The organism is Virgibacillus sp. LDC1 (assembly GCF_025792345.1).
Lineage (GTDB): Bacteria > Bacillota > Bacilli > Paenibacillales > Paenibacillaceae > Paenibacillus_AQ > Paenibacillus_AQ lautus.
Genome location: NZ_JAOXLZ010000001.1, coordinates 13,019 through 33,281 on the forward strand (window position 1 = coordinate 13,019; position 20,263 = coordinate 33,281).

The window sequence follows — 20,263 nt, forward strand, 5'->3', positions numbered from 1 at the left end:
ATGACATCGCTATAATAGGAATATTGAGTAAAAAGGGGGAACAAAGGACGGCATGAAGAGAATTATCAGTTTCGTCGGAACCGTACTCGTGATCACTGTTTTAATGGCCGTTACAACTCCAGGCTTGCTGAAAGACGTCCGTCTAGGTTTGGATCTTAAGGGTGGATTCGAAATCCTTTATGAAGCAGAGCCTTTGATGGAAGGGCAGCAAGTCACAAAAGAAGCACTGCAGGAAACCGCAAAGAGCTTGCAAAAGCGTGCGGATGCAATGGGAACATCGGAGCCTGAGGTTACGCCCGAAGGGACGAACCGAATTCGCTTAAAGGTGGCAGGCGTAACTGATGAGGCGGAAGTTCGAAAAACAATGAAAGAACCTGCGAACCTCACATTCCGAAGCAATGACGGCTGTAAAGAAGGCGAGGAGTTCTGTAAAATCGAGCTCCGCGGCGACGATTTCGTCGAGAACGGCGCATCGGTTGCCTATGACCAGCTTAATCAGCCTATGATAGATATTAAAGTGAAGGACAAAGGGAAGTTTGCTGAAATTACAGAACGTCTTCTCGGTCAAGAGCTGGCTATCTTCATGGACGACCAATTGCTGTCAGCTCCGACGGTACGGGCCGTATTAACCGACGGTACCGCACAAATTACAGGGAATTATTCGCTGGATGAAGCGAAGCAGATCCGGGATACGATTAATCTCGGTGCTCTGCCGCTGAAACTGGTTGAGAAGTACTCTCAGAGCGTAGGAGCTACGCTCGGTATGCAGTCTCTTACGAAAACGGTACAAGCAGGTCTTATCGCATCGGTTGCGATTCTGCTGTTCATGATTATTAGATATCGCGTACCGGGTTTGCTGGCAAGCTTTGCACTTATTTTGCATACATGGCTTCTCATTCTTATTTTCGTATGGGCTGACTTTACGCTGACGCTTCCAGGTATTGCGGCATTTATATTAGGTATTGGTATGGCGGTTGATGCTAATATCATCACCTATGAGCGCATTCGGGAAGAGATCAGAACGGGCAAGAGTGTTCCGTCAGCTGTGAAAGCAGGCGGTAAGTCATCCCTGCGAGCGATTATGGACTCCAACTTGACAACGATACTCGTTGCCGCTGTCATGTTCGGATTTGGTACCGGCGCGGTTAAAGGTTTTGCGCTTGTATTGATTCTGGAGATCATCGTGAGTATAGCCACGAACGTTTATTTCTCCCGTTTCTTGCTCAATCTGCTCGTGAATATTGGTTGGGCCCGCAAACCGAGCCATTATGGCGTAAAGGAGCGTGACATTCGTGAGCTTTAAGAACTTTGATTTCGTAGGCAAAAGCAGATTTTTCTATATCCTATCCATTGCAATTACGATTCTGGGCTTGGTATTCCTCTTGACTCGTGGTCTTAACTACGGAGTTGATTTCCAATCCGGCTCGAACGTAGACATCTCACTCTCCAAGCCCTTGACTACGGAGCAGATTAATACCGTATTAAAAGAGGCTGGAATTGGTGAAGATGCGAGCGTTACTCCCGGTAATGACCGCGTCAATATTCGATTCAGCGAGGTGCTGACCGAGGATCAGGACCTGAAGCTCCGTTCCGGCATTGAGAAGCTGGATAATAAGGCAACCTTCGAGATCAATACGGTTGACCCCGAGATGGCCAATGAGCTTGGACGGAACGCCATTTATGCCGTGCTGCTCTCCTGTATCGGGATTATTATCTATGTCAGCATCCGCTTTGAATGGCGATTTGCGATTGCAGCGATCGTAGCGCTGCTGCATGATGCATTTGTTGTCATCAGTATCTTCTCCATCCTTGGATTAGAGGTGGATCTAACATTCATTATCGCCGTTCTGACCATCATCGGTTATTCGATAAACGATACGATCGTTATCTTTGACCGGATCAGAGAGAACTTGAGATTTGCCAAGATTAAGAGAGTCTCGGATCTTAAGGATCTGGTTAACAAAAGTTTGTCCCAGACGATTGGACGTTCGATCTATACGGCATTGTCTGTATTCATCGCTGCTTTCTTCATGCTCCTGCTTGGCGGCGAGTCGATACAGATGTTCTCGCTGGCCATCTGTATCGGGTTGGCATTCGGCGCGTACTCTTCGATCTTTATCGCGAGTCCGTTGTGGCTTCTCCTTAAAGGGCGCAATGCCGGCAATAAACCAAATTCACCGAAGCCAAGCAAAGATAAGATTGAAATCTAATTCAGCCGCTGTTGGCGTAGCAGTCTAGATAGCAGAGGATCCTATACAAGTGGAAAGCCGCGTCGCAGGCGACGCGGCTTTCTAAAGTTAACAGTACGATTAGCACAGGATCGATAGTGACATTGAGGGGGGCCTCAAGTGAGCAATGAACGTTTGAATCATACGGAGACTGTCCTTTGGACAGGCATTGTAACGGATTTTGCATTAGCCTTGTGCAAAGGGATCGCCGGTTATTTATCCGGCAGCAAGGCTCTAATCGGAGATGCTCTGCATTCTGCGGCGAATGCCGTAACTTTATTGGTGGACCGTTTGCCAAGCCTGGGCATATTCGGAAGTAAAAGCTCCCTTCGGGACAAACGGAACGTTTCGGACACGACGGAGCCCGTGATCTCGATTCTATTTGCCGTTTTATTGATCATGGGCGGTATTCAAATTGCGGTATCCGCGATTCAGACCATGGCATCAGGCGACTTGGAGCCGCCAACCAAATCGGCACTGCTTGCGGTCTTCATCTCACTCGCGGTGAATGAAGCGGTGTTTCAGTACCAATGCCGGCAGATAAAAAGAAACAATGACCCCCGGTACGAGTTGCTGTCCGCTGATCATCGATTTGCCCTGTACTCTTCGCTTACGGTATTGATCGGCGTGTCACTAGCGATGGGTGGCTCCTACTTTGAATGGACACCCCTGCTCTACATGGATTCGGTTGCGGCTCTGATTGTAGCTTGTCTCGTGGTCCGCAAAGGGTATATACTAATCGTTCATTCCGTCTATGGAACGCTCGTGGAAGAGAAGCGGCATGAGCACGAAGCCGAATTCATGGATACGATTCAGCGAGTGCATGGCGTGATCACGATCGAGGAACTGAAAGTACAAGAATACGGGCAGATCCGTCATGTGAACATTGAAGTGAAAGTTACCGTGAATCCGCGGACGTCCGTATTGGAGGCTCAAGAAATTGCCGAGCGAATCCGGAAGCTGTTAACTCATCGTTTTATTCAGGTTACGGATGCCAAGGTTCACGTTGTACCCTATGAACCGGGTTATCCATATAAAACGAACTATGACTTGATGGACAACGATATGCCGACACTTCCGCAGTAGCGTCTGGAGCTAATAGGTATAAGACAGCAGGAAAAAGGCAGGAAAAGGAAGGTGAGTCCCTGTGCTGTATTCCAAATATGAATGGAGAATACGCTCGGCAGAGTCATCGATCACCGATAGGCTGGCCCAGGATCTGTCGCTGCCACCCATGGTGGCTTCCCTCATGGCGTCACGGGGGATACAATCAGCCGAGGATGGACGGAGATTTCTACATGGAACGTTTGAGCTGACGCATGACCCTTATCTTATGCAGGGGATGCAGGAGGCTGTACCGCGTATTCGTAAAGCGCTGGAGGATCGGGAGCATATTCTAATCTATGGCGATTATGATGCAGACGGGGTTTCCAGCACGTCATTGATGATTCATCTGATGCGTCACTTGGGCGCATCTTATGATATTTATATACCTCACCGATCCAATGAAGGTTATGGCTTACATAATCACGCGCTGGATTGGGCCCATCAGCAAGGGGTCAGTCTGGTCATTACCGTCGATACCGGGATTAGCGCAGTCGAGCAAATTGCGTATGCGAACAGCCTTGGCATCGACGTGATTGTTACGGACCATCATGAGCCGCCTGAAGTGCTGCCAGAGGCTTACGCGCTGATCAACCCGAAAATCCCTACATGCCCTTATCCCTTTAAGGGGCTGGCAGGCGTAGGCGTGGCTTACAAGCTGGCACAGGCTCTCGTTGGAGAACCGCCGGAGGAATGGTTACAGATTGTTTCAATCGGGACCATTGCTGACTTGATGCCGCTCACGGGGGAGAATCGGGTGCTTGTGAAGCATGGGATTGAATCGATGCGGAATACGAGGTATGAAGGCATTCGATGCCTGCTTGAGGTGTCAGGGATCCATGTGGAGCAGGTGACAGCCGTTAATGTGGCATTCTCCATGGCACCCCGGATTAACGCCAGTGGCCGTCTGGATCATGCAGGACGTGCCGTAACGCTGCTTACAACAGAACACCGGGAAGAGGCGGAGCGGCTTGCCTGGGAATTGGATGGGCTGAACAAGGATCGGCAGCAAGTGGTCGAAAACATCGTCCAGGAAGCGCTTGGCATGGTTCAAAACCGTTGGAGAGGACAGGAGGTTCCTCCTGTCATCGTATTGGCGGGTGAAGGCTGGAACGTTGGCGTGGTTGGCATCGTGGCTTCCAAAATACTGGAGCGATTCTACAGGCCTGTCGTTATCCTCGGGATTGATCACGAGACGGGGAACTGTAAAGGTTCCGCCCGATCGATTCCTGGATTCGATATTTATGCGGCTCTGCACTCCTGCAAGGACGTCATGGACCATTTTGGCGGTCATCCATCTGCAGCGGGCATGAGCCTCCATCGGGATCGCTTGGAGGAATTTGAACAGGGACTTCATCGATATGCGGAAGAAGCACTCGAAGAAGAACATTTAATTGCAACCTGTGAAGCGGACCTGGAGGCCAGCTTGTCGGATGTATCGGTGCCCGTTATTGAACAGATCGAACAGTTAGGTCCATTTGGTATGGCCAATGCCGTACCGAAGATCGTCTTTCGGGATGTTGTCATCAAGGACGTCCGCAAAATTGGCAAAGAGGGGAAACATTTGAAGCTTCGTTTGCAGCAGAAGCGGGAGGTTATCGATGCAATCTCATTCGGCTGGGGACATCTTGCCGATATTTTGCCGGTGGGATCGGTTGTGGATGTGCTTGGCGAGCTTTCCGTGAATGAATGGAACGGGAGCCGTAAAGTACAGCTTATGATTCAGGATATCTGCGCACCTTATCAGCAGGTGTTTGATTACCGCGGGATCAAAGAACCGTTACAGGAAATTCAGCGGTGGAGAGCCGAGCTGGAGCCGCATCTGCGTTGCCCGGCAATCCGTTCGGCAGTGGTGTACGCAAAAGATTCACATCCGGAAATAAAAAGTCAATTGTATGATATGTGCCTTTGGGTATATGATAGGAATGCTGGCATCATGCCGGAAAATGATATTGCTGAGAGCAGTCAAGAAGATATTTCCGTTTTGTTTGTACTGGATGTACCGGAAACGGCTGAACAACTGGATGCATTCATGTCAGCCTTCCATTCCGTTCCCAATATATTCATGCTGCATCCGACCCGGAACCAGCGTGATCGGCTGCAAGTTCCGGACCGCGAACAGTTTAAAAAGCTGTATGTTTCACTTGCCGGAATGACGTCCGCTCCCATGTCGGAGAATGAGGTTGTAACACGTCTGCAGAAGCAGACGTCCTTGTCCACACGCATGCTGCTCAAAGTACTGGATGTGTTTGAGGAATTGGCGTTCATCCAGCGCGTCCAGGGACAGATAACCTTCATACCGAAGCCGGAGAAAAAACCGCTGGACGCTTCCCGTCACTTCCGTGAACTAAGCGATTTGGCGGATATGGAGCAGCATCTGCTGCATGCCGGTACGGAACAATTAACCCAATGGATGATGTCCCGCACAAAAGGCGTATCTTAACCGCAACTATACAGGAGGAGATTATTTTGGATTTTAAAGATTATATTCGTGTCGTTCCCGATTTTCCGCAGGCGGGGATCAGCTTCAAAGATATTACTACACTGCTGAAGAATGGTGAGGTGTATCGCAAAGCCATCGAAGAATTGAAGGTCTTGGTATCCGATCTCAAAATTGATGTGATAGCTGGTCCCGAAGCCCGTGGATTTGTCGTGGGTGCTCCGCTGGCTTATGCGCTTGGAGTAGGATTCGCGCCCATTCGCAAAAGCGGAAAGCTTCCCTACGAAACGATCGAAGTGGGATATGACCTCGAATATGGTAAAGATCGCTTGGCGATGCATACCGATGCGATCGAGAAGGGGCAAAATGTATTGATTGCGGATGATCTTCTTGCAACAGGCGGTACGATTGCGACTTCGGTTAACCTCATCCGTCAATTGGGCGGAAACGTCGTTGGAGCTGCATTCATGATCGAGCTGGCTGATCTCAATGGCCGTTCGAAGCTGGATGGAATCGATGTATTTACATTGATGCAATACGAGTAATCGACAAAATGCTTCCCGATTTTCCCGGGAAATAATAATCGCCCTGAGCAACCAGCTCAGGGCGATTTTCAATTTGTGATAAGGTTGTTAGTTTCAATCCGGCGTTTTTTCTACGAGGGGCTCATCATTTTTTTCATTGGAGAGCCCGGTAATTTCGAAGACTTTGAAGAGGAGAGCCATGAGGACACCTACGATGGTTGCCAAGGCCATACCCTTCAGCTCGACGGTACCGATTTTCAAGGTTACACCGCTAATCCCTGTTACCAGTACCAGCGTAGCCAGGATCATGTTGCTTGCTTTGGAGAAATCGACCTTTTGCTCAACAAAGATCCGAAGACCGGAAGCTGCGATAACCCCGAACAACAACAGAGATACGCCGCCCATTACAGGTGTAGGAATGTTCGCTACAACGGCGGAGAACGTTCCTGAGAAGGAGAGTATAATCGCAATAATGGCTGCTCCGGCAATTACGAATACCGAGTATACCCTAGTGAGTGCCATGACCCCGATATTTTCACCATAGGTGGTATTAGGGGTGGAGCCAACGAAGCCGGACAGAATGGTGGATATACCGTTACCGAGCAGGGAACGATGCAGGCCAGGGTCTTTGGAGAGGTCTTTGCCTACAATATTGCTGGTTACAAGCAAATGCCCAATGTGCTCCACGATAACAACGATAGCAACCGGAATAATGGTGAATATTGCTGCGACATCAAATACTGGGGTTGTCAGCTCCGGAGCCGACAGGAAATTCGCGTTCGCAATTTTCTCCGTGTCCACGACACCAAGAGCAAAAGAGAGAGCATAACCGACAACGATTCCGATCAGAATGTGAATGATTTTGGCGAAACCGCGGAACAGGATGGACCCGAGTACGGTGACACCAAGTGTCACGAGTGAAATCGTAATGATTTTTGGATCAATGGATTGCCCCTCTTCTGGTAAAAAACCTGCCATGCCAGCAGCAACCGGAACAAGCTCAAGCCCGATCATGGCAATAATGGCACCCATGACCGCAGGCGGGAATACGAAGTCGATCCATTTGGTACCTGCATATTTAACGATGAGAGCTACGAGACAGAAGATGATACCGGTAACGATAAAGGCTCCTAAAGCTTTGCCATAGTTGGCTTCCGGATTTTTGGCCAGTACGATCAGAACCGGTGATATAAAGGCGAAGCTGGATCCCAAGTAAGCCGGAATTTTTCCTTTACATAAGAAAATGTAGAGCAGTGTACCAATACCGTTCATCAGCAGGATCATGCCGGGATCCACACCAAAAAGGTTCGGTACAAGCACCGTACTTCCGAACATGGCGAACAAATGCTGCAGGCTCAGAAGGAACCCGGGGCCAAACGGAAGTTTCTCATCTACTTGAATTTCACGTTGCAAACCATTTCACTCCTCTTAGGACTTTAAATATAGGACCGTTCGCGTACGATCTTTAATAGATTAAATACAATCGTTCGTTTTTTCAACAATAATTTTTACAGTTCGTCAAAATATTCAATTCATGCCAAGTTTTGATGTCTCCGCGATGGAAACGGGCATACTATAAGTGTCTGAACGCTCGACATGTTGACGTATAACGTCACAAGCGTCATAATGATAGGAAAACAATCACGAGGGAACCTGCACGTTTTGACAAGGGCGGGTTCCATTTTATATAGAAAGGGAAGAGAAGGACTCCAAAATGGGCATAGAGCGATTACTCGAAAAGGCCAGCGCCTATACAAAAGAACCCGATCTTCTCCGCATCCAGGAAGCTTATGAATTTGCGGAGCAAGCCCACCACGGACAAGTGCGGAAATCGGGAGAACCTTATATTCTTCATCCGCTTGCGGTTGCAGACATCGTGGTGAATATGCAGATGGACACGTTGTCTATTATTGCTGCGTTGCTTCATGATGTCGTTGAGGATACAACCGTATCGCTCGAGCAGATCCGCGAGCGCTTCGGGGATACCTGTGCACTGCTGGTGGATGGTTTAACGAAACTCGAACGTATCCAATTCCGATCCAAAGAAGAGCAGCAGAACGAAAATTATCGTAAAATGTTTATCGCGATGGCACGGGACATCCGGGTGATCGTGATTAAGCTGGCGGACCGGCTTCATAATATGCGCACTCTTAAGTATCAGTCCGAGGAAAGCCAGCGCCGTATTTCATATGAAACGCTAGAGATCTTTTGCCCGATCGCCCATCGTCTAGGTATTTCCGCGATCAAGTGGGAGATGGAGGATATTGCGCTTCGTTACTTGAATCCGCAGCAGTATTACCGCATTGCGAATTTGATGCACAAGAAGCGGGCTGAACGAGAGCAATACATCGACAACGTCATCGTCTGTATCCGTGAGAAGCTTGACGAGATGGGCATACAAGCCGACTTATCCGGCAGACCGAAGCATATCTACAGCGTGTTTAAGAAAATGACGGTCAAGAACAAACAATTCAACGAAATTTATGATCTCCTTGCGATCCGCATTATTGTGGACAATATTAAGGATTGTTATGCTACGCTGGGGATCATCCACACCCTGTGGAAGCCGATGCCTGGCCGTTTCAAAGATTATATCGCCATGCCAAAAACGAATATGTATCAATCCCTTCACACGACGGTGGTTGGACCGAACGGGGAACCGACGGAGGTTCAGATCCGGACCTGGGAGATGCATCGTACGGCGGAGTACGGTATTGCGGCACACTGGTCCTATAAAGAAGGTTCCGCAGGCAACGGAGGCAGCTTCGATAATAAGATGACGTTCTTCCGTGAAATATTGGAGCTGCAGCATGAGACGAAGGATGCCTCGGAGTTTGTAGAATCTTTGAAGATGGACTTTTTCTCTGATTTGGTCTTTGTGTTTACGCCAAAAGGCGAAGTGATCGAGCTGCCTTCAGGCTCCGTCCCTCTCGATTTTGCTTACCGAATTCATACTGAAGTAGGAAACCGCACCATTGGTGCGAAGGTCAACGGCAGGATTGTTCCGCTGGATCATCAGCTCAAGACCGGAGACATTGTGGAAATTTTAACATCGAAACATTCATACGGTCCTAGCCAGGACTGGTTGAAGATTGCCCAATCCTCGCATGCCCGCAGTAAGATCAAGCAATGGTTCAAGAAAGAGAAGCGGGAAGAGAACGTGGAGAAAGGGCGCGAGATGCTGGAGCGCGAGATCAAGCGCCTCGGTCTTGATGTGTCCGAGTGGACGACCGATGATAAATTAATGGAGGCGGCCAAGAAATTTGCCTTTAATGATATCGAGGATATGTTATCCGCGGTTGGCTTCGGCGGGATCACGGCCGCTCAAATCTGCACCAAAGTGACCGAGAAGCTCCGTAAGGAGCAGGAGGAAGCGAATCAGCTTGAATTGACCTCCGAGATGAAGGAAATCAAGCCGGCGGAGAAACGAAGCCGTCCGACTAACGGCGTTCGCGTTAAGGGGATTGATAATCTGCTTGTGCGTTTTGCGCGATGCTGCAATCCTGTTCCCGGCGATGATATTGTCGGTTACGTTACCCGCGGACGCGGGGTATCGGTCCATCGTTCGGATTGTGCCAATCTGCCGTCCATGGGTGAAGGCGAAGATGCCGCGCGCGTGATTGAAGTGGAGTGGGAAACGGCCGTTGAGGCTAATTACAGCGTCGATATCGAAGTGACGGGCCATGATCGTAACGGACTGTTAAATGAAGTTCTTCAGGCGGTGTCAGAGAGCAAGACGAATATTTCCGCTGTGACCGGCCGATCTGATAAGAACAAAATGGCGATGATCCACATGACGATTTTGATCCGCAATACGGATCACCTCCATTCCGTTGTGGAACGAATCAAGCGGGTGAAGGATGTTTATACCGTTCATCGAATCATGCAGTAATGGCTATGACGGCACGCTTGCGTGGTTAACGGACACCGGGGTTCATGAACATGGATAGTCTCGGATATTAAACGAATGGGCGGTCTGTTATCCTGCGGGAGACAGGCCGTTTTATTTTAAGATATCAGAGTATAGACTTCGGAGGCTCTGCTGCCTGATATCGCAAGAAAAACTACCGCTAAACGCGGTCTGTCTTCTTAGAGAGTACATTGATAGACATTTTTCTTATGGAAATGAAGGAGCTAAACCAATGAGAGTGGTTATTCAAAGATGTAAGCATGCGCAAGTCACGGTTGACAATGAAATCGTTGGCAAGATTGAAGCGGGATTGATGGTGCTGGTTGGTGTTACGCACGAGGATGAAGAGAAGGATGCCAAATACCTTGCCGAGAAGGTTGCAGGGCTGCGGATTTTTGAGGATGAGGATGGAAAAATGAATTTTAGCGTCCAGGACGTGGGCGGAGCCATTCTGTCGGTATCCCAGTTTACACTCTATGGCGACACCCGCAAGGGAAAACGTCCGAACTTCATGGCCGCCGCCAAACCGGATGAAGCGAATGCATTGTACGAATCCTTTAACCGCGAGCTCTTAGCGAAGGGATTGCAGGTTGAGACCGGGATATTCGGAGCCATGATGGACGTGTCGCTAACCAATTGGGGACCGGTAACCCTGATTATTGACAGCAGATCATAAACGGTTAAATAGGCGGGCAGCATGCATCATATTGGAGAGTTGGGGCATCCTGAGTGGATAATCGCTTGTTAGGTATTCACACTTAAAAAGGAGTCGTGTTCGTTATGCGTCAACCTCCCAAATTTTCGATATGGAGCAGTTTGCCTACGATGGTCGGGTCAGGAGACATTAGGGAAGCAGCGAGCACAGAACGCATGGTTACGGCTTCGGAAGATCCTGTACAACTCATTAGCATAAAGGGAAATATGCGGAAGCAGCTGCCGAGATCGTAGAGCTAAATAGGATAGTGAGTCACTTCTGGTGACGACGTAGCAGAGCCTGAGAACATTTCAGGCCTTTTTTTATTTCACTCATAAACCGGGAGTTCTTACAGTCCTTGTAATGCCCATGTACTGTACCTGAACGGTGTAGATCGTAGGACTTCCGTCCATTCCGCTGTTATAAAAAGGACATTCCAGGGTAATAACAAATCGAGGACGATCATGAAAGGAGACATGCCAGATGAGTAAAGTTGCATTTCTACTAGCTGACCAATTCGAAGATTCCGAGATGAAAACTCCTTATGATGCCGTGAAGGAAGCGGGGCATCAAGCTGATATTATTGGATTGAAACAAGGACAAGAGGTAAAGGGTAAACAAGGCAACGCATCGTATACAACGGATAAAGCCATTGCCGACGTCAATATAAACGATTATGATGCGGTGGTTATTCCAGGCGGCTCTTCTCCGGAAAATTTGCGTCTGGATTCCCATATATTGCAGTTTGTTGCATCAGCGGACAAGGCAGGCAAACCGATTGCCTCGATATGCCACGGTCCGCAAATTCTGGCAAGTGCCGACCTGCTGAAGGGACGCACGATTACTTCCTATCCTCCGCTTCAAGATGACATGGTAAATGCCGGCGCAAACTTTAAGGATGAGGAAGTCGTCGTGGACCGCAACTTCATTACTTCCCGGACGCCGAAAGACGAGCCAGCCTTCGTGCGCGAGCTGTTAAAGGCACTGTAAGTGGATAGCAGCTGCAAGCTGCAATGGTTGTCCATGTTATACCGGTCTTTCAAACAAGTGGGTTGAAAAAAAGGAGGAATGGACATGTCTAGACAAATTCAAGCTTATTTCAGAACAGAAGACGACGCGGAAGGCGCAAGGACAAAGCTGTTAACGTACAACACGGAGCAGCTGGAGGTGGGACAGCTTCAGGATCCGGTTCGAGGTGGAGGGAATATCCTCGTGCCGCTGGTGCCATGGGGTAATTCCGGCACGGGTGGAGCGACCGCAGGTGCTACAACGATGGGAGCTCCCGGCGGAGTCGTCGGGGCTCCCGGGGTTATCGTGGGCTCCCGGGATGCCAATGCCAGCCGCGATATAGCGCAAGATCGGCCGCACGGCGATGACACGCTGGGCGACACATGGCGCGAAGCGGACGTGACCGACCGGGACTATGATGATCTGAGATATACGCTGTCCGTTAAGGTAAGGGACGAGGATTACGATCAGATCGTGCATGATTTGCGGGCGAATAACGCTTATGTGGAGCGATTTGATTAATTAGAGTAGAAGCCGGCAGCGTTATCTCCTTATTAAGATAAAGGATATTCATTCTCGTGGGGCCGCGTATCCCTGGGAACGAAAAAGGGCTGTTCCGCTGCTGGAGCAGCCCTTTCATGGTTTTAATAGTAAAAGCGCTTTCTCGCTTGTAACATAACTGTAATGTTTGTTCAATGTTCCTTTAATATTCCCTGTTTATAATAACAGCATGACCCCCTTTTTTATATAATATATGTTTTGGACCTACAACGTGGTTTGTAGGTTTTTTTCTTTTTTCGGGGAAATTCAACAAAGTTTCTTGACTTTAGTGTGGCAGTTCATTAGAATCTAAAAATATAATGTTTTGGGTATACTATATTTATGAATAACAGATTTCATGACGGGAACAAGTACTCCATCCCCACAAGACCAGAGAAGAATCCCTTTGGCTGTAAGGATTCGCTTGATGAGTGGACGAATGACCTCCCCGAGAACAGACGGCGAAGCAAGCACCGGTTACCCGGTGGGATAGACAGTAGCCGAACTGCGCGGCCGGGCGTTAAACGGATGAAGCGGATGGTTGAACGCACTGCAGGGTGTGTCAACGCCGGAATGTGGGTGGTACCACGGGTGATTATATGATATCTCTCGTCCCTGTTGTCTTAGAACAACGGGGCGGGAGATTTTTTAGTTTTCACGACGTATTGCGAAATGACTCCCTAGGAGTTTTTCCATAGTTAGTTCTAAAGTTAGTTCTAAGTGATGAACCAGATCAAGGTAAGGGACATGTTCAAAAGGTGAAGATGTCATAGGACGTGGAGGGATGAAGATGGCAAACGAGAAATTCGAGAAACCAACAGGCACGCAGGACATCCTGCCAGGTGCCGTCGAGAAATGGCAGTTTATCGAGGAGAAGGCACGCGATTTGTGCCGGAGATACAACTATCGCGAAATCCGCACACCGATCTTTGAACAGACCGAGTTGTTCGAACGCGGGGTGGGCGAAACCACCGACATCGTAGAGAAGGAAATGTATACGTTCAAGGATAAAGGGGATCGCAGCATGACCCTTCGTCCAGAAGGAACAGCAGGCGTCGTCCGGGCTTACGTGCAGAACAAGCTGTATGGGGAGCCTGACGTCACGAAGCTGTATTACATGGGTCCCATGTTCCGCTACGAGCGTCCACAGGCTGGACGTTACCGTCAGTTCCATCAGTTCGGCGTCGAGGTGTTCGGGACGGCAGATCCGGCTATCGATGCCGAGGTGATTGCGCTGGGATACAGCTTCTACAAGGAGCTTGGGCTGAATGGGGTAAAAGCAGAGATTAACTCTGTTGGGACGCCTGAGGTACGGGCGGCTTACCGCAGTGCGCTGCTTGCTTTCCTGGAACCGATGAAAGAGAACCTATGCTCGGATTGCCAATCGCGCATGGAACGCAACCCGCTGCGCGTGTTGGATTGCAAGAAGGACCAAGGGAAGTTCGGTGATGCGCCTTCGATCCTGGACAGCCTGGACGAGGAATGCAGCACGCACTTTGAGAAAGTGAAAGGGTATCTGGACGCTATGGGCATCGAGTATGAGATCAATCCAAGACTTGTTCGGGGATTGGACTATTATACGCATACCGCATTTGAATTCAAGGCCCAGGGCATCGGCGCGATTGATACGGTAGGCGGCGGCGGACGGTTCAACGGACTGGTCGATCAGATTGGCGGACCGGATCAGCCTGGCATCGGGTTCGGGATTGGTCTTGAGCGAATCCAATTGATTCTGGAGCATCAAGGGGTCAATCTGTCGGCCGCCAAACCGCTGGATGTCTATCTGGTGGCGCTGGGTGAAGCTGCCGAGCAGGAAGTGGCAAAATTGATCTACGAACTGCGGAGCAAAGGGGTAGCTGCTGAACGCGATTACCTCGGCCGGAAAATGAAAGCCCAGATGAAATCCGCCGACCGTTTGCAAGCTCGTTATACCGCCATTTTGGGTGAAGACGAACTGGCACGAGGAGAAATTGCCCTCAAGTCGATGGAGACCGGCGAGCAGCGTACGGTGAGATTGGATCGTCTGGTTCAAGAATTGGTTTAATCGTCGCATGAAGCGACTTCATTATATTAAAGGGGAATGATAAACGATGAAAAGGACGCATCATTGCGGTCACCTGACAACCGCGAACATTGGAGAAACTGTAACACTGAACGGCTGGGTACAGACCCGCCGCGACTTGGGCGGCGTGCTGTTCATCGATCTTCGCGATCGCAGCGGCATCATGCAAATCGTATTTAACCCGGATTTCTCCGGCGAGGCTTTGGCCGTCGCTGATAAGGTCCGCAGCGAATTCGTGGTGGCCGTATCCGGTAAAGTCGTAAAACGTGATCCTGAAACGTTCAACCCGAACCTGCCGACTGGCGAAATCGAAGTCCAAGTGACAAGCATTGAAGTGCTGAATGCAGCCAAAACACCTCCGTTCTTTATCGAAGACGGCGTGGAGGTGGATGAGCAGCTTCGCTTGAAATATCGCTATCTCGACCTGCGCCGTCCAGAGATGCAAAAAACGCTGATGCTGCGCTCCAAAGCATCGAAAATATTCCGCGACTTCCTCGATGACGAAGGCTTTGTGGATGTGGAAACGCCAATTCTGACCAAGAGCTCGCCAGAAGGCGCACGCGACTATCTCGTACCGAGCCGCGTACACGCAGGTGAATTCTTTGCCCTTCCGCAATCTCCGCAAATTTACAAGCAGCTCCTCATGGTGAGCGGGCTTGAGCGTTACTACCAAATCGCACGCTGCTTCCGTGATGAAGACTTGCGTGCTGACCGTCAGCCTGAGTTTACCCAGGTCGACATCGAGACGTCCTTCATGGAACGCGACGATCTCCTTAACATGATGGAGCAGCTGATGGTGAAGTTGTTCAAGGAAACCATCGGCGTTGAACTTGCAACGCCATTCCAGCGTATCAGTTATGCCGATGCGATGGGCAAATACGGCTCCGACAAGCCGGATCTTCGCTTCGGTTTGGAATTGATCGAAATGAACGATATCGTTGCAAGCAGCGGCGTTAAAGTATTCTCTTCCGTCATTGAAAAAGGCGGCGAAGTGAAGTGCTTGAACGCTAAAGGCTGCGGGACTTGGACACGTAAGGAAATTGACGATCTGGGGCCATATGCAGCCCGTTACGGAGCGAAGGGTCTTGCCTGGATTCAAGTGAAAGAAGGCGAATTTAAGGGGCCTATCGTGAAATTCTTCAGCGAACAGGAAATTGAAGCGGTAAGAGAACGTACAGGTGCCGAAGACGGCGACTTGCTGTTGTTCTCCGCAGACAATAAAAAAGTGGTTGCCGATGTCCTAGGCGCGCTCCGCTTGAAAATCGGACGTCAGCTTGGCCTGATCAACGACAACGAATACAAGTTTGCTTGGGTGCTGGACTTCCCGCTGTTCAGTTATGATGAAGAAGCGAAACGCTATGTGGCCGAGCATCATCCGTTCACCCGTCCAAAAGACGAAGATCTGGAATTGATGGATACGGATCCGCTTGCCGTACGCGCAGAAGCATATGACATCGTGCTGAATGGATACGAAGTAGGCGGCGGTTCCATGCGGATTTACAAACGCGAGATCCAAGAGAAAATGTTTGCGGCTCTTGGTATGTCGCCGGAAGTGGCGCACGACAAATTCGGCTATCTTATGGACGCCTTTGAGTATGGCACTCCTCCGCACGGCGGAATCGCCTTCGGGTTGGACCGTTTGGTGATGCTGCTTGCCGGACGCACCAACCTGCGTGAAACGATTGCGTTCCCGAAAACGGCAAGCGCAACGGACCTGTTGATGGACGCTCCTTCCCAGGTGGACGGAGGACAACTGGAGCAGCTGCATATCAAACTCGCCAAGAAGCCGGGCGACGAGAAATAATAAGCCTGTTGTTCTTGAAAAAGGAGGTTGCTTGAATTATGCTGCACCAATTTTCCCGTACGGAATTAGCCATAGGGCCTGAAGGCCTTGAAGTCATGAAGAACAGCACCGTGGCGGTGCTCGGTATCGGCGGCGTGGGCGCCATTGCGGTGGAGGCCCTCGCCCGTACCGGGGTCGGCCGTATCATTCTGATCGACAAAGACGTGGTGGATATCACCAACATCAATCGGCAGATACATGCGTTAACGACCACGGTAGGTCAGAAGAAAGCGGATCTGATGGTGGATCGGGTTAAACTGATCAATCCGGAATGTGAAGCGATTGCCCTGAACATGTTCTACACTGAAGAAACGTATGAAGAGTTGTTTAAATTCGAACTGGATTATGTGATTGATGCATCGGATACGATTATTTATAAAGTGCACCTGATCAAGGAATGCCTGCGGCGCGGTATTCCGATCATCTCCAGCATGGGGGCAGCCAACAAAATGGACCCCACGAAGTTCCAGGTAGCCGACATCTCCAAAACCTCCATGGACCCGATTGCCCGTATTGTACGCACCAAGCTGCGCAAAGATGGCATCAAGAAAGGGGTCAAGGTCGTATTCTCTCTAGAGGAGCCGATGAAACCCCGCCAGGACGTTACGGAGAAGATCGTACCCGAGAACGCCCCTGAAATCCGGAAGGCGAAGCAGCCGCCGGCAAGCAATGCCTTCGTTCCGCCCGTGGCCGGACTTATTATGGTCAGCGTGACGGTGAAAGAACTGCTCGAAAAAGGCGGCGTCTCGTTGTAACAGGCATCTAGACAAACTCAAGCTCGGATCGAGAAAACGATAGACAAACGGAAGGCAGGGAGAAACAGCCTTTCGGCAAAGGTTAGCGTGGTTAATAAAACGCAGTGTCCCAAGCAAGGGACGCTGCGTTTTTTTATGGTCATTAACGAAACGATTATGATGGCAAGCCGGCACCATGGGATTCCGATGACAGAGCTTTGCTAGTATATCCGGGCCAGGTGTGCTACAATGGAACTCCTTTTTGTGTCAGGGCCCTTAAAGCCAGACTTTCGATGCGAAAAAAAATATGTTTCTTAGGAGGTAACTGAAAGTGTCAGAATCTTTTCAAAGTGCCTATCAAGAAGAAGAGTCAAGGCTAAACGAGGTTATCGTTGAAATTGACCGTCAGCTTGAACGTTTGCGCGGGATTCCGGTATACACGGGCCATGATTTTACGGAGCAGGTGCTCGAAGCGGGGCGTGAAGAGAAACGGCAGGCCCTCGCCAAAAGTTTGCCGGAGCCTTACTTCGGGAGGCTGGATTTTCAGGAGAGCGGAACGGGAGCGAAAAAACCGCTCTACATCGGGAAGATCGGCTTCGATAAGGAAGATGCCGGGGATCACCCGATGGTGATTGATTGGCGAGCTCCGGTTGCGAGTCTTTTTTATTCGTTTACCGGCGGTACCGACCCGGCTTCGTTCGAAGCACCCGAAGGAATCATCGAGGGGCTGGTGTATTTAAAACGCAACGTCGTGATCCGAAAGCAAATTTTGGAACGGGTATCGGATACGTACAATCGGGAAAGCGGCGGGCCTGCGGTATCCGATGAGTTCTTGGTTTACCGTCTCGGGGAGAACAAGGATAACCGGCTGCGGGACATCGTGTCCACGATTCAAGCCGAGCAGGACAAAATCATCCGGGCAGCCAAAAACACCGCCCTCATCATCCAAGGGGTGGCGGGAAGCGGAAAAACGACGGTGGCACTGCATCGGCTGGCTTATTTGCTCTATCAGTACAAAGAGCAGGTAACCGCGGAGAAAATGATCATATTCGCGCCCAACCTGATGTTTCTGGATTACATATCCGACGTGCTGCCGGAGCTCGGAGTCGGTGATATACAGCAGCGGACCTTTGGCGATTGGGCAGCGGAGCTGCTCGATATTCAGCTCGCTTCGGACGATCATACCCACACGCTTCATCAATGGTTCGAGACGGAGCCGGGTCAGAGGACACCGGATATTGACGATAATGTCAGCGGGCGCTATAAAGGCTCATTGAGACTGATGGAGATCATCCGGCGCTGCGTGGTGGCTATCGAATCCGAAGCTCTCCCGGACGGGGACTTCTCTCCATGGGAGGGGGCCGTTCTGAAACAGGAGACGATCGCGGAATGGTTCTACCAGGAATATAAACCATACCCATTAGCAAAACGGAAGGAACGGCTGCTGGCCAGATTGCACCGCTGGGTCGAGATGGAACTGAAGAAATCGCCATCAGTCACCGCGATGAAAGAACGGAAGAAAAAAGCGGCTCAACGAGAAAAGGCTTATGCGAACCGATGGCCTAAATTTGAGCCGGTCTCACTATATAAACAATTGTTTGGGGCGGTTAAGGCAACCGGATCGTGGTTTGAAGAGCTATCCGCTCTGATTCCGCCCGAGGTGCTCGCCGCAACGCGTAAAGATTTGAAGAAGAACGTGGTCCGCGAAGAGGATTTGCCTGCCTTGCTGTATTTCCACTGTTTATTGAATGATATTACCGGAGAGCAGCGTTTTGACCATATCGTTATTGATGAGGCTCAGGATTTCTCGCCATTCCAGGTGGCTGTGCTGGACCTGTTCGTCAGAGGACATTCCTTCACTATATTAGGTGATTTGTCGCAGGGCATTCATGCCTATCGCGGCGTTCATGCGTGGGAAGAGATGAGCTCCCTGTTCAAGGAAGAGGAGACAGCCTATTTTGCCTTGACACGCAGTTATCGCTCCACGATGGAGATTATCGAATTTGCGAACGGCATTTTGGAGAAGGGGGTTAGCAGTGATCTGCTCGCCGTACCCGTATTCCGAAGCGGCGATGCCGTTCGCTTGATTCCTTATGATTCGGCGAAATCCAGAACGAGAGATTTGGAACGGGCGATGGAGGCACTCATCGCTAAGGAATATCGGACGGTCGCTATACTCACTCGGACCTTGCGAGAAGCGCAAGAGCTGCATGAGGGGTTAAGTTCGAAATGGCCGGAGCTGAACCTGATTGATGGCAGCAAAGGAACGTATCAGGGCGGTTATTCCGTGCTTCCTGTTTATTTGTCCAAGGGGCTTGAGTTCGATGCGGTTGTGGTGGCGGATGCAGATCAGGCGCATTATGCGGAGAAAGCTTGGGATGCTAAGCTGATGTATGTGGGATGTACGCGGGCACTGCATGAGCTGTGGCTGCTGCATGGGGAGCCGCTGCCTTCGTATATCATGACGGAGACCTCAGAAATTACGGCCAGCGGCTGGCCAGCGGAGTAAGGTGAGATGGTGTTACTAACTTAGTAAACGTTAAGCGTGAAGAGAAAAGAACGGAAAATGTCCCGTGGGGTGGTACATGTCTGCATGTGCTTGTCTCTGCGGGTCTTTTTGTTGTGCTTGTGCTTAACCAAGCATTTGGTAGGAAGAGCCCAGATTTTCGATAAACCGGATCAAAGTCCATACAGCGAGGATGGAACCTGCAGTTGCCAGGATGATGAAGAGTGTCATTTTTCGCATAGGCTTTCGTTTCAATTCAATAGCCTCCCTTCGTGCGTGGTATTCGAGTGATACGTTTATAATGAAACCTCGTCCTCTTCCTCATTTCGGATGCCCTGCTTATATTTATAGAGAATGATGGATGAACGAGTGAAGGCATAAAGGCCGACCAGGAACTGCAAGATGAGGATGGCATACAGCAGGTTTATCGCGAGTCTCTCATCGTCGAGGTATTCGGGCCCAAAGATCTCTTTTAATAGATTGTTATGGTTAACATGGGTATAGAGTCCAAGTAAACTGATCCCCATATTGATAGCCCCGTTTGATAAATTACGTTTGGACTTCTTGCGAGTTGTCATAGCCACTCTCCTTGGATAAGGATTCTCTATAGTCTCCTATAATATTGAACGCTCTGGAAAGATAAAAGTTGGTTATCATGTTAAACGAGCAG

At 49.9% G+C, this 20,263-nt stretch carries 16 protein-coding genes; 13 read left to right on the top strand and 3 right to left on the bottom strand.

Annotated elements, in window-relative coordinates; genetic code table 11:
• The first annotated feature begins 52 nt into the window (after nucleotides 1–52).
• From secD to OHJ21_RS00150, 5 genes are all read left to right on the top strand, one after another.
• Nucleotides 53–1,303: a protein translocase subunit SecD gene (secD, locus tag OHJ21_RS00130; RefSeq protein ID WP_100535758.1), complete on the top strand. Its 1,251-nt coding sequence runs from the start codon at nucleotides 53–55 to the stop codon at nucleotides 1,301–1,303.
• Nucleotides 1,293–2,210 carry a protein translocase subunit SecF gene (gene secF / locus OHJ21_RS00135; protein WP_486019134.1) on the top strand — a complete coding sequence of 306 codons (918 nt, stop codon included), beginning with the start codon at nucleotides 1,293–1,295 and terminating at the stop codon, nucleotides 2,208–2,210. Before secD ends, secF begins: the two co-directional genes overlap by 11 nt.
• Before the next feature lie 138 nt (nucleotides 2,211–2,348).
• Nucleotides 2,349–3,314, top strand: a complete 966-nt coding sequence (locus OHJ21_RS00140; protein WP_486019135.1) for a cation diffusion facilitator family transporter — start codon at nucleotides 2,349–2,351, stop codon at nucleotides 3,312–3,314.
• A gap of 61 nt (nucleotides 3,315–3,375) precedes the next feature.
• Nucleotides 3,376–5,775 (top strand): single-stranded-DNA-specific exonuclease RecJ, encoded by a 2,400-nt coding sequence (gene recJ, locus OHJ21_RS00145; protein WP_486019136.1) that lies wholly within the window; start codon nucleotides 3,376–3,378, stop codon nucleotides 5,773–5,775.
• A 26-nt stretch (nucleotides 5,776–5,801) separates the two neighbouring features.
• A complete protein-coding gene (locus tag OHJ21_RS00150) occupies nucleotides 5,802–6,317 on the top strand; it encodes an adenine phosphoribosyltransferase (RefSeq protein WP_100535762.1) in 516 nt (171 codons plus the stop codon).
• Nucleotides 6,318–6,410: 93 nt separating this feature from the next.
• Here OHJ21_RS00150 and uraA read toward each other — a convergent pair whose 3' ends face one another.
• A complete protein-coding gene (gene uraA, locus OHJ21_RS00155; RefSeq protein ID WP_100535763.1) occupies nucleotides 6,411–7,709 on the bottom strand; it encodes a uracil permease in 1,299 nt (432 codons plus the stop codon).
• 301 nt (nucleotides 7,710–8,010) lie between these two features.
• Here uraA and OHJ21_RS00160 point away from each other — a divergent pair, with 301 nt between their 5' ends.
• From OHJ21_RS00160 to OHJ21_RS00195, 8 genes are all read left to right on the top strand, one after another.
• The gene (locus tag OHJ21_RS00160; protein ID WP_100535764.1) at nucleotides 8,011–10,188 is read left to right on the top strand and encodes a RelA/SpoT family protein; all 2,178 of its coding nucleotides are present in this window, start codon (nucleotides 8,011–8,013) and stop codon (nucleotides 10,186–10,188) included.
• A 250-nt stretch (nucleotides 10,189–10,438) separates the two neighbouring features.
• Nucleotides 10,439–10,882: a D-aminoacyl-tRNA deacylase gene (gene dtd / locus OHJ21_RS00165; RefSeq protein ID WP_100535765.1), complete on the top strand. Its 444-nt coding sequence runs from the start codon at nucleotides 10,439–10,441 to the stop codon at nucleotides 10,880–10,882.
• Between the two features lie 501 nt (nucleotides 10,883–11,383).
• Complete coding sequence (locus OHJ21_RS00170; RefSeq protein WP_326114829.1) at nucleotides 11,384–11,890, top strand: type 1 glutamine amidotransferase domain-containing protein; 507 nt, start codon at nucleotides 11,384–11,386, stop codon at nucleotides 11,888–11,890.
• An 84-nt stretch (nucleotides 11,891–11,974) separates the two neighbouring features.
• Nucleotides 11,975–12,430: a hypothetical protein gene (locus OHJ21_RS00175; protein ID WP_326114830.1), complete on the top strand. Its 456-nt coding sequence runs from the start codon at nucleotides 11,975–11,977 to the stop codon at nucleotides 12,428–12,430.
• A gap of 808 nt (nucleotides 12,431–13,238) precedes the next feature.
• On the top strand, nucleotides 13,239–14,492 hold the full coding sequence (hisS, locus tag OHJ21_RS00180; protein WP_100535768.1) for a histidine--tRNA ligase: 1,254 nt from the start codon (nucleotides 13,239–13,241) through the stop codon (nucleotides 14,490–14,492).
• A 46-nt stretch (nucleotides 14,493–14,538) separates the two neighbouring features.
• The gene (aspS, locus tag OHJ21_RS00185; protein WP_100535769.1) at nucleotides 14,539–16,314 is read left to right on the top strand and encodes an aspartate--tRNA ligase; all 1,776 of its coding nucleotides are present in this window, start codon (nucleotides 14,539–14,541) and stop codon (nucleotides 16,312–16,314) included.
• A 38-nt stretch (nucleotides 16,315–16,352) separates the two neighbouring features.
• Complete coding sequence (locus tag OHJ21_RS00190; protein WP_100535770.1) at nucleotides 16,353–17,108, top strand: tRNA threonylcarbamoyladenosine dehydratase; 756 nt, start codon at nucleotides 16,353–16,355, stop codon at nucleotides 17,106–17,108.
• Between the two features lie 310 nt (nucleotides 17,109–17,418).
• Nucleotides 17,419–19,596 (top strand): HelD family protein, encoded by a 2,178-nt coding sequence (locus tag OHJ21_RS00195; RefSeq protein WP_486019137.1) that lies wholly within the window; start codon nucleotides 17,419–17,421, stop codon nucleotides 19,594–19,596.
• 123 nt (nucleotides 19,597–19,719) lie between these two features.
• Here OHJ21_RS00195 and OHJ21_RS00200 read toward each other — a convergent pair whose 3' ends face one another.
• Entirely contained in the window at nucleotides 19,720–19,848 is a 129-nt protein-coding gene (locus OHJ21_RS00200) for a hypothetical protein (RefSeq protein WP_272868173.1), read from the bottom strand.
• Nucleotides 19,849–19,889: 41 nt separating this feature from the next.
• Nucleotides 19,890–20,171 (bottom strand): hypothetical protein, encoded by a 282-nt coding sequence (locus OHJ21_RS00205; protein ID WP_486019138.1) that lies wholly within the window; start codon nucleotides 20,169–20,171, stop codon nucleotides 19,890–19,892.
• Between the last annotated feature and the right edge of the window lie 92 nt (nucleotides 20,172–20,263).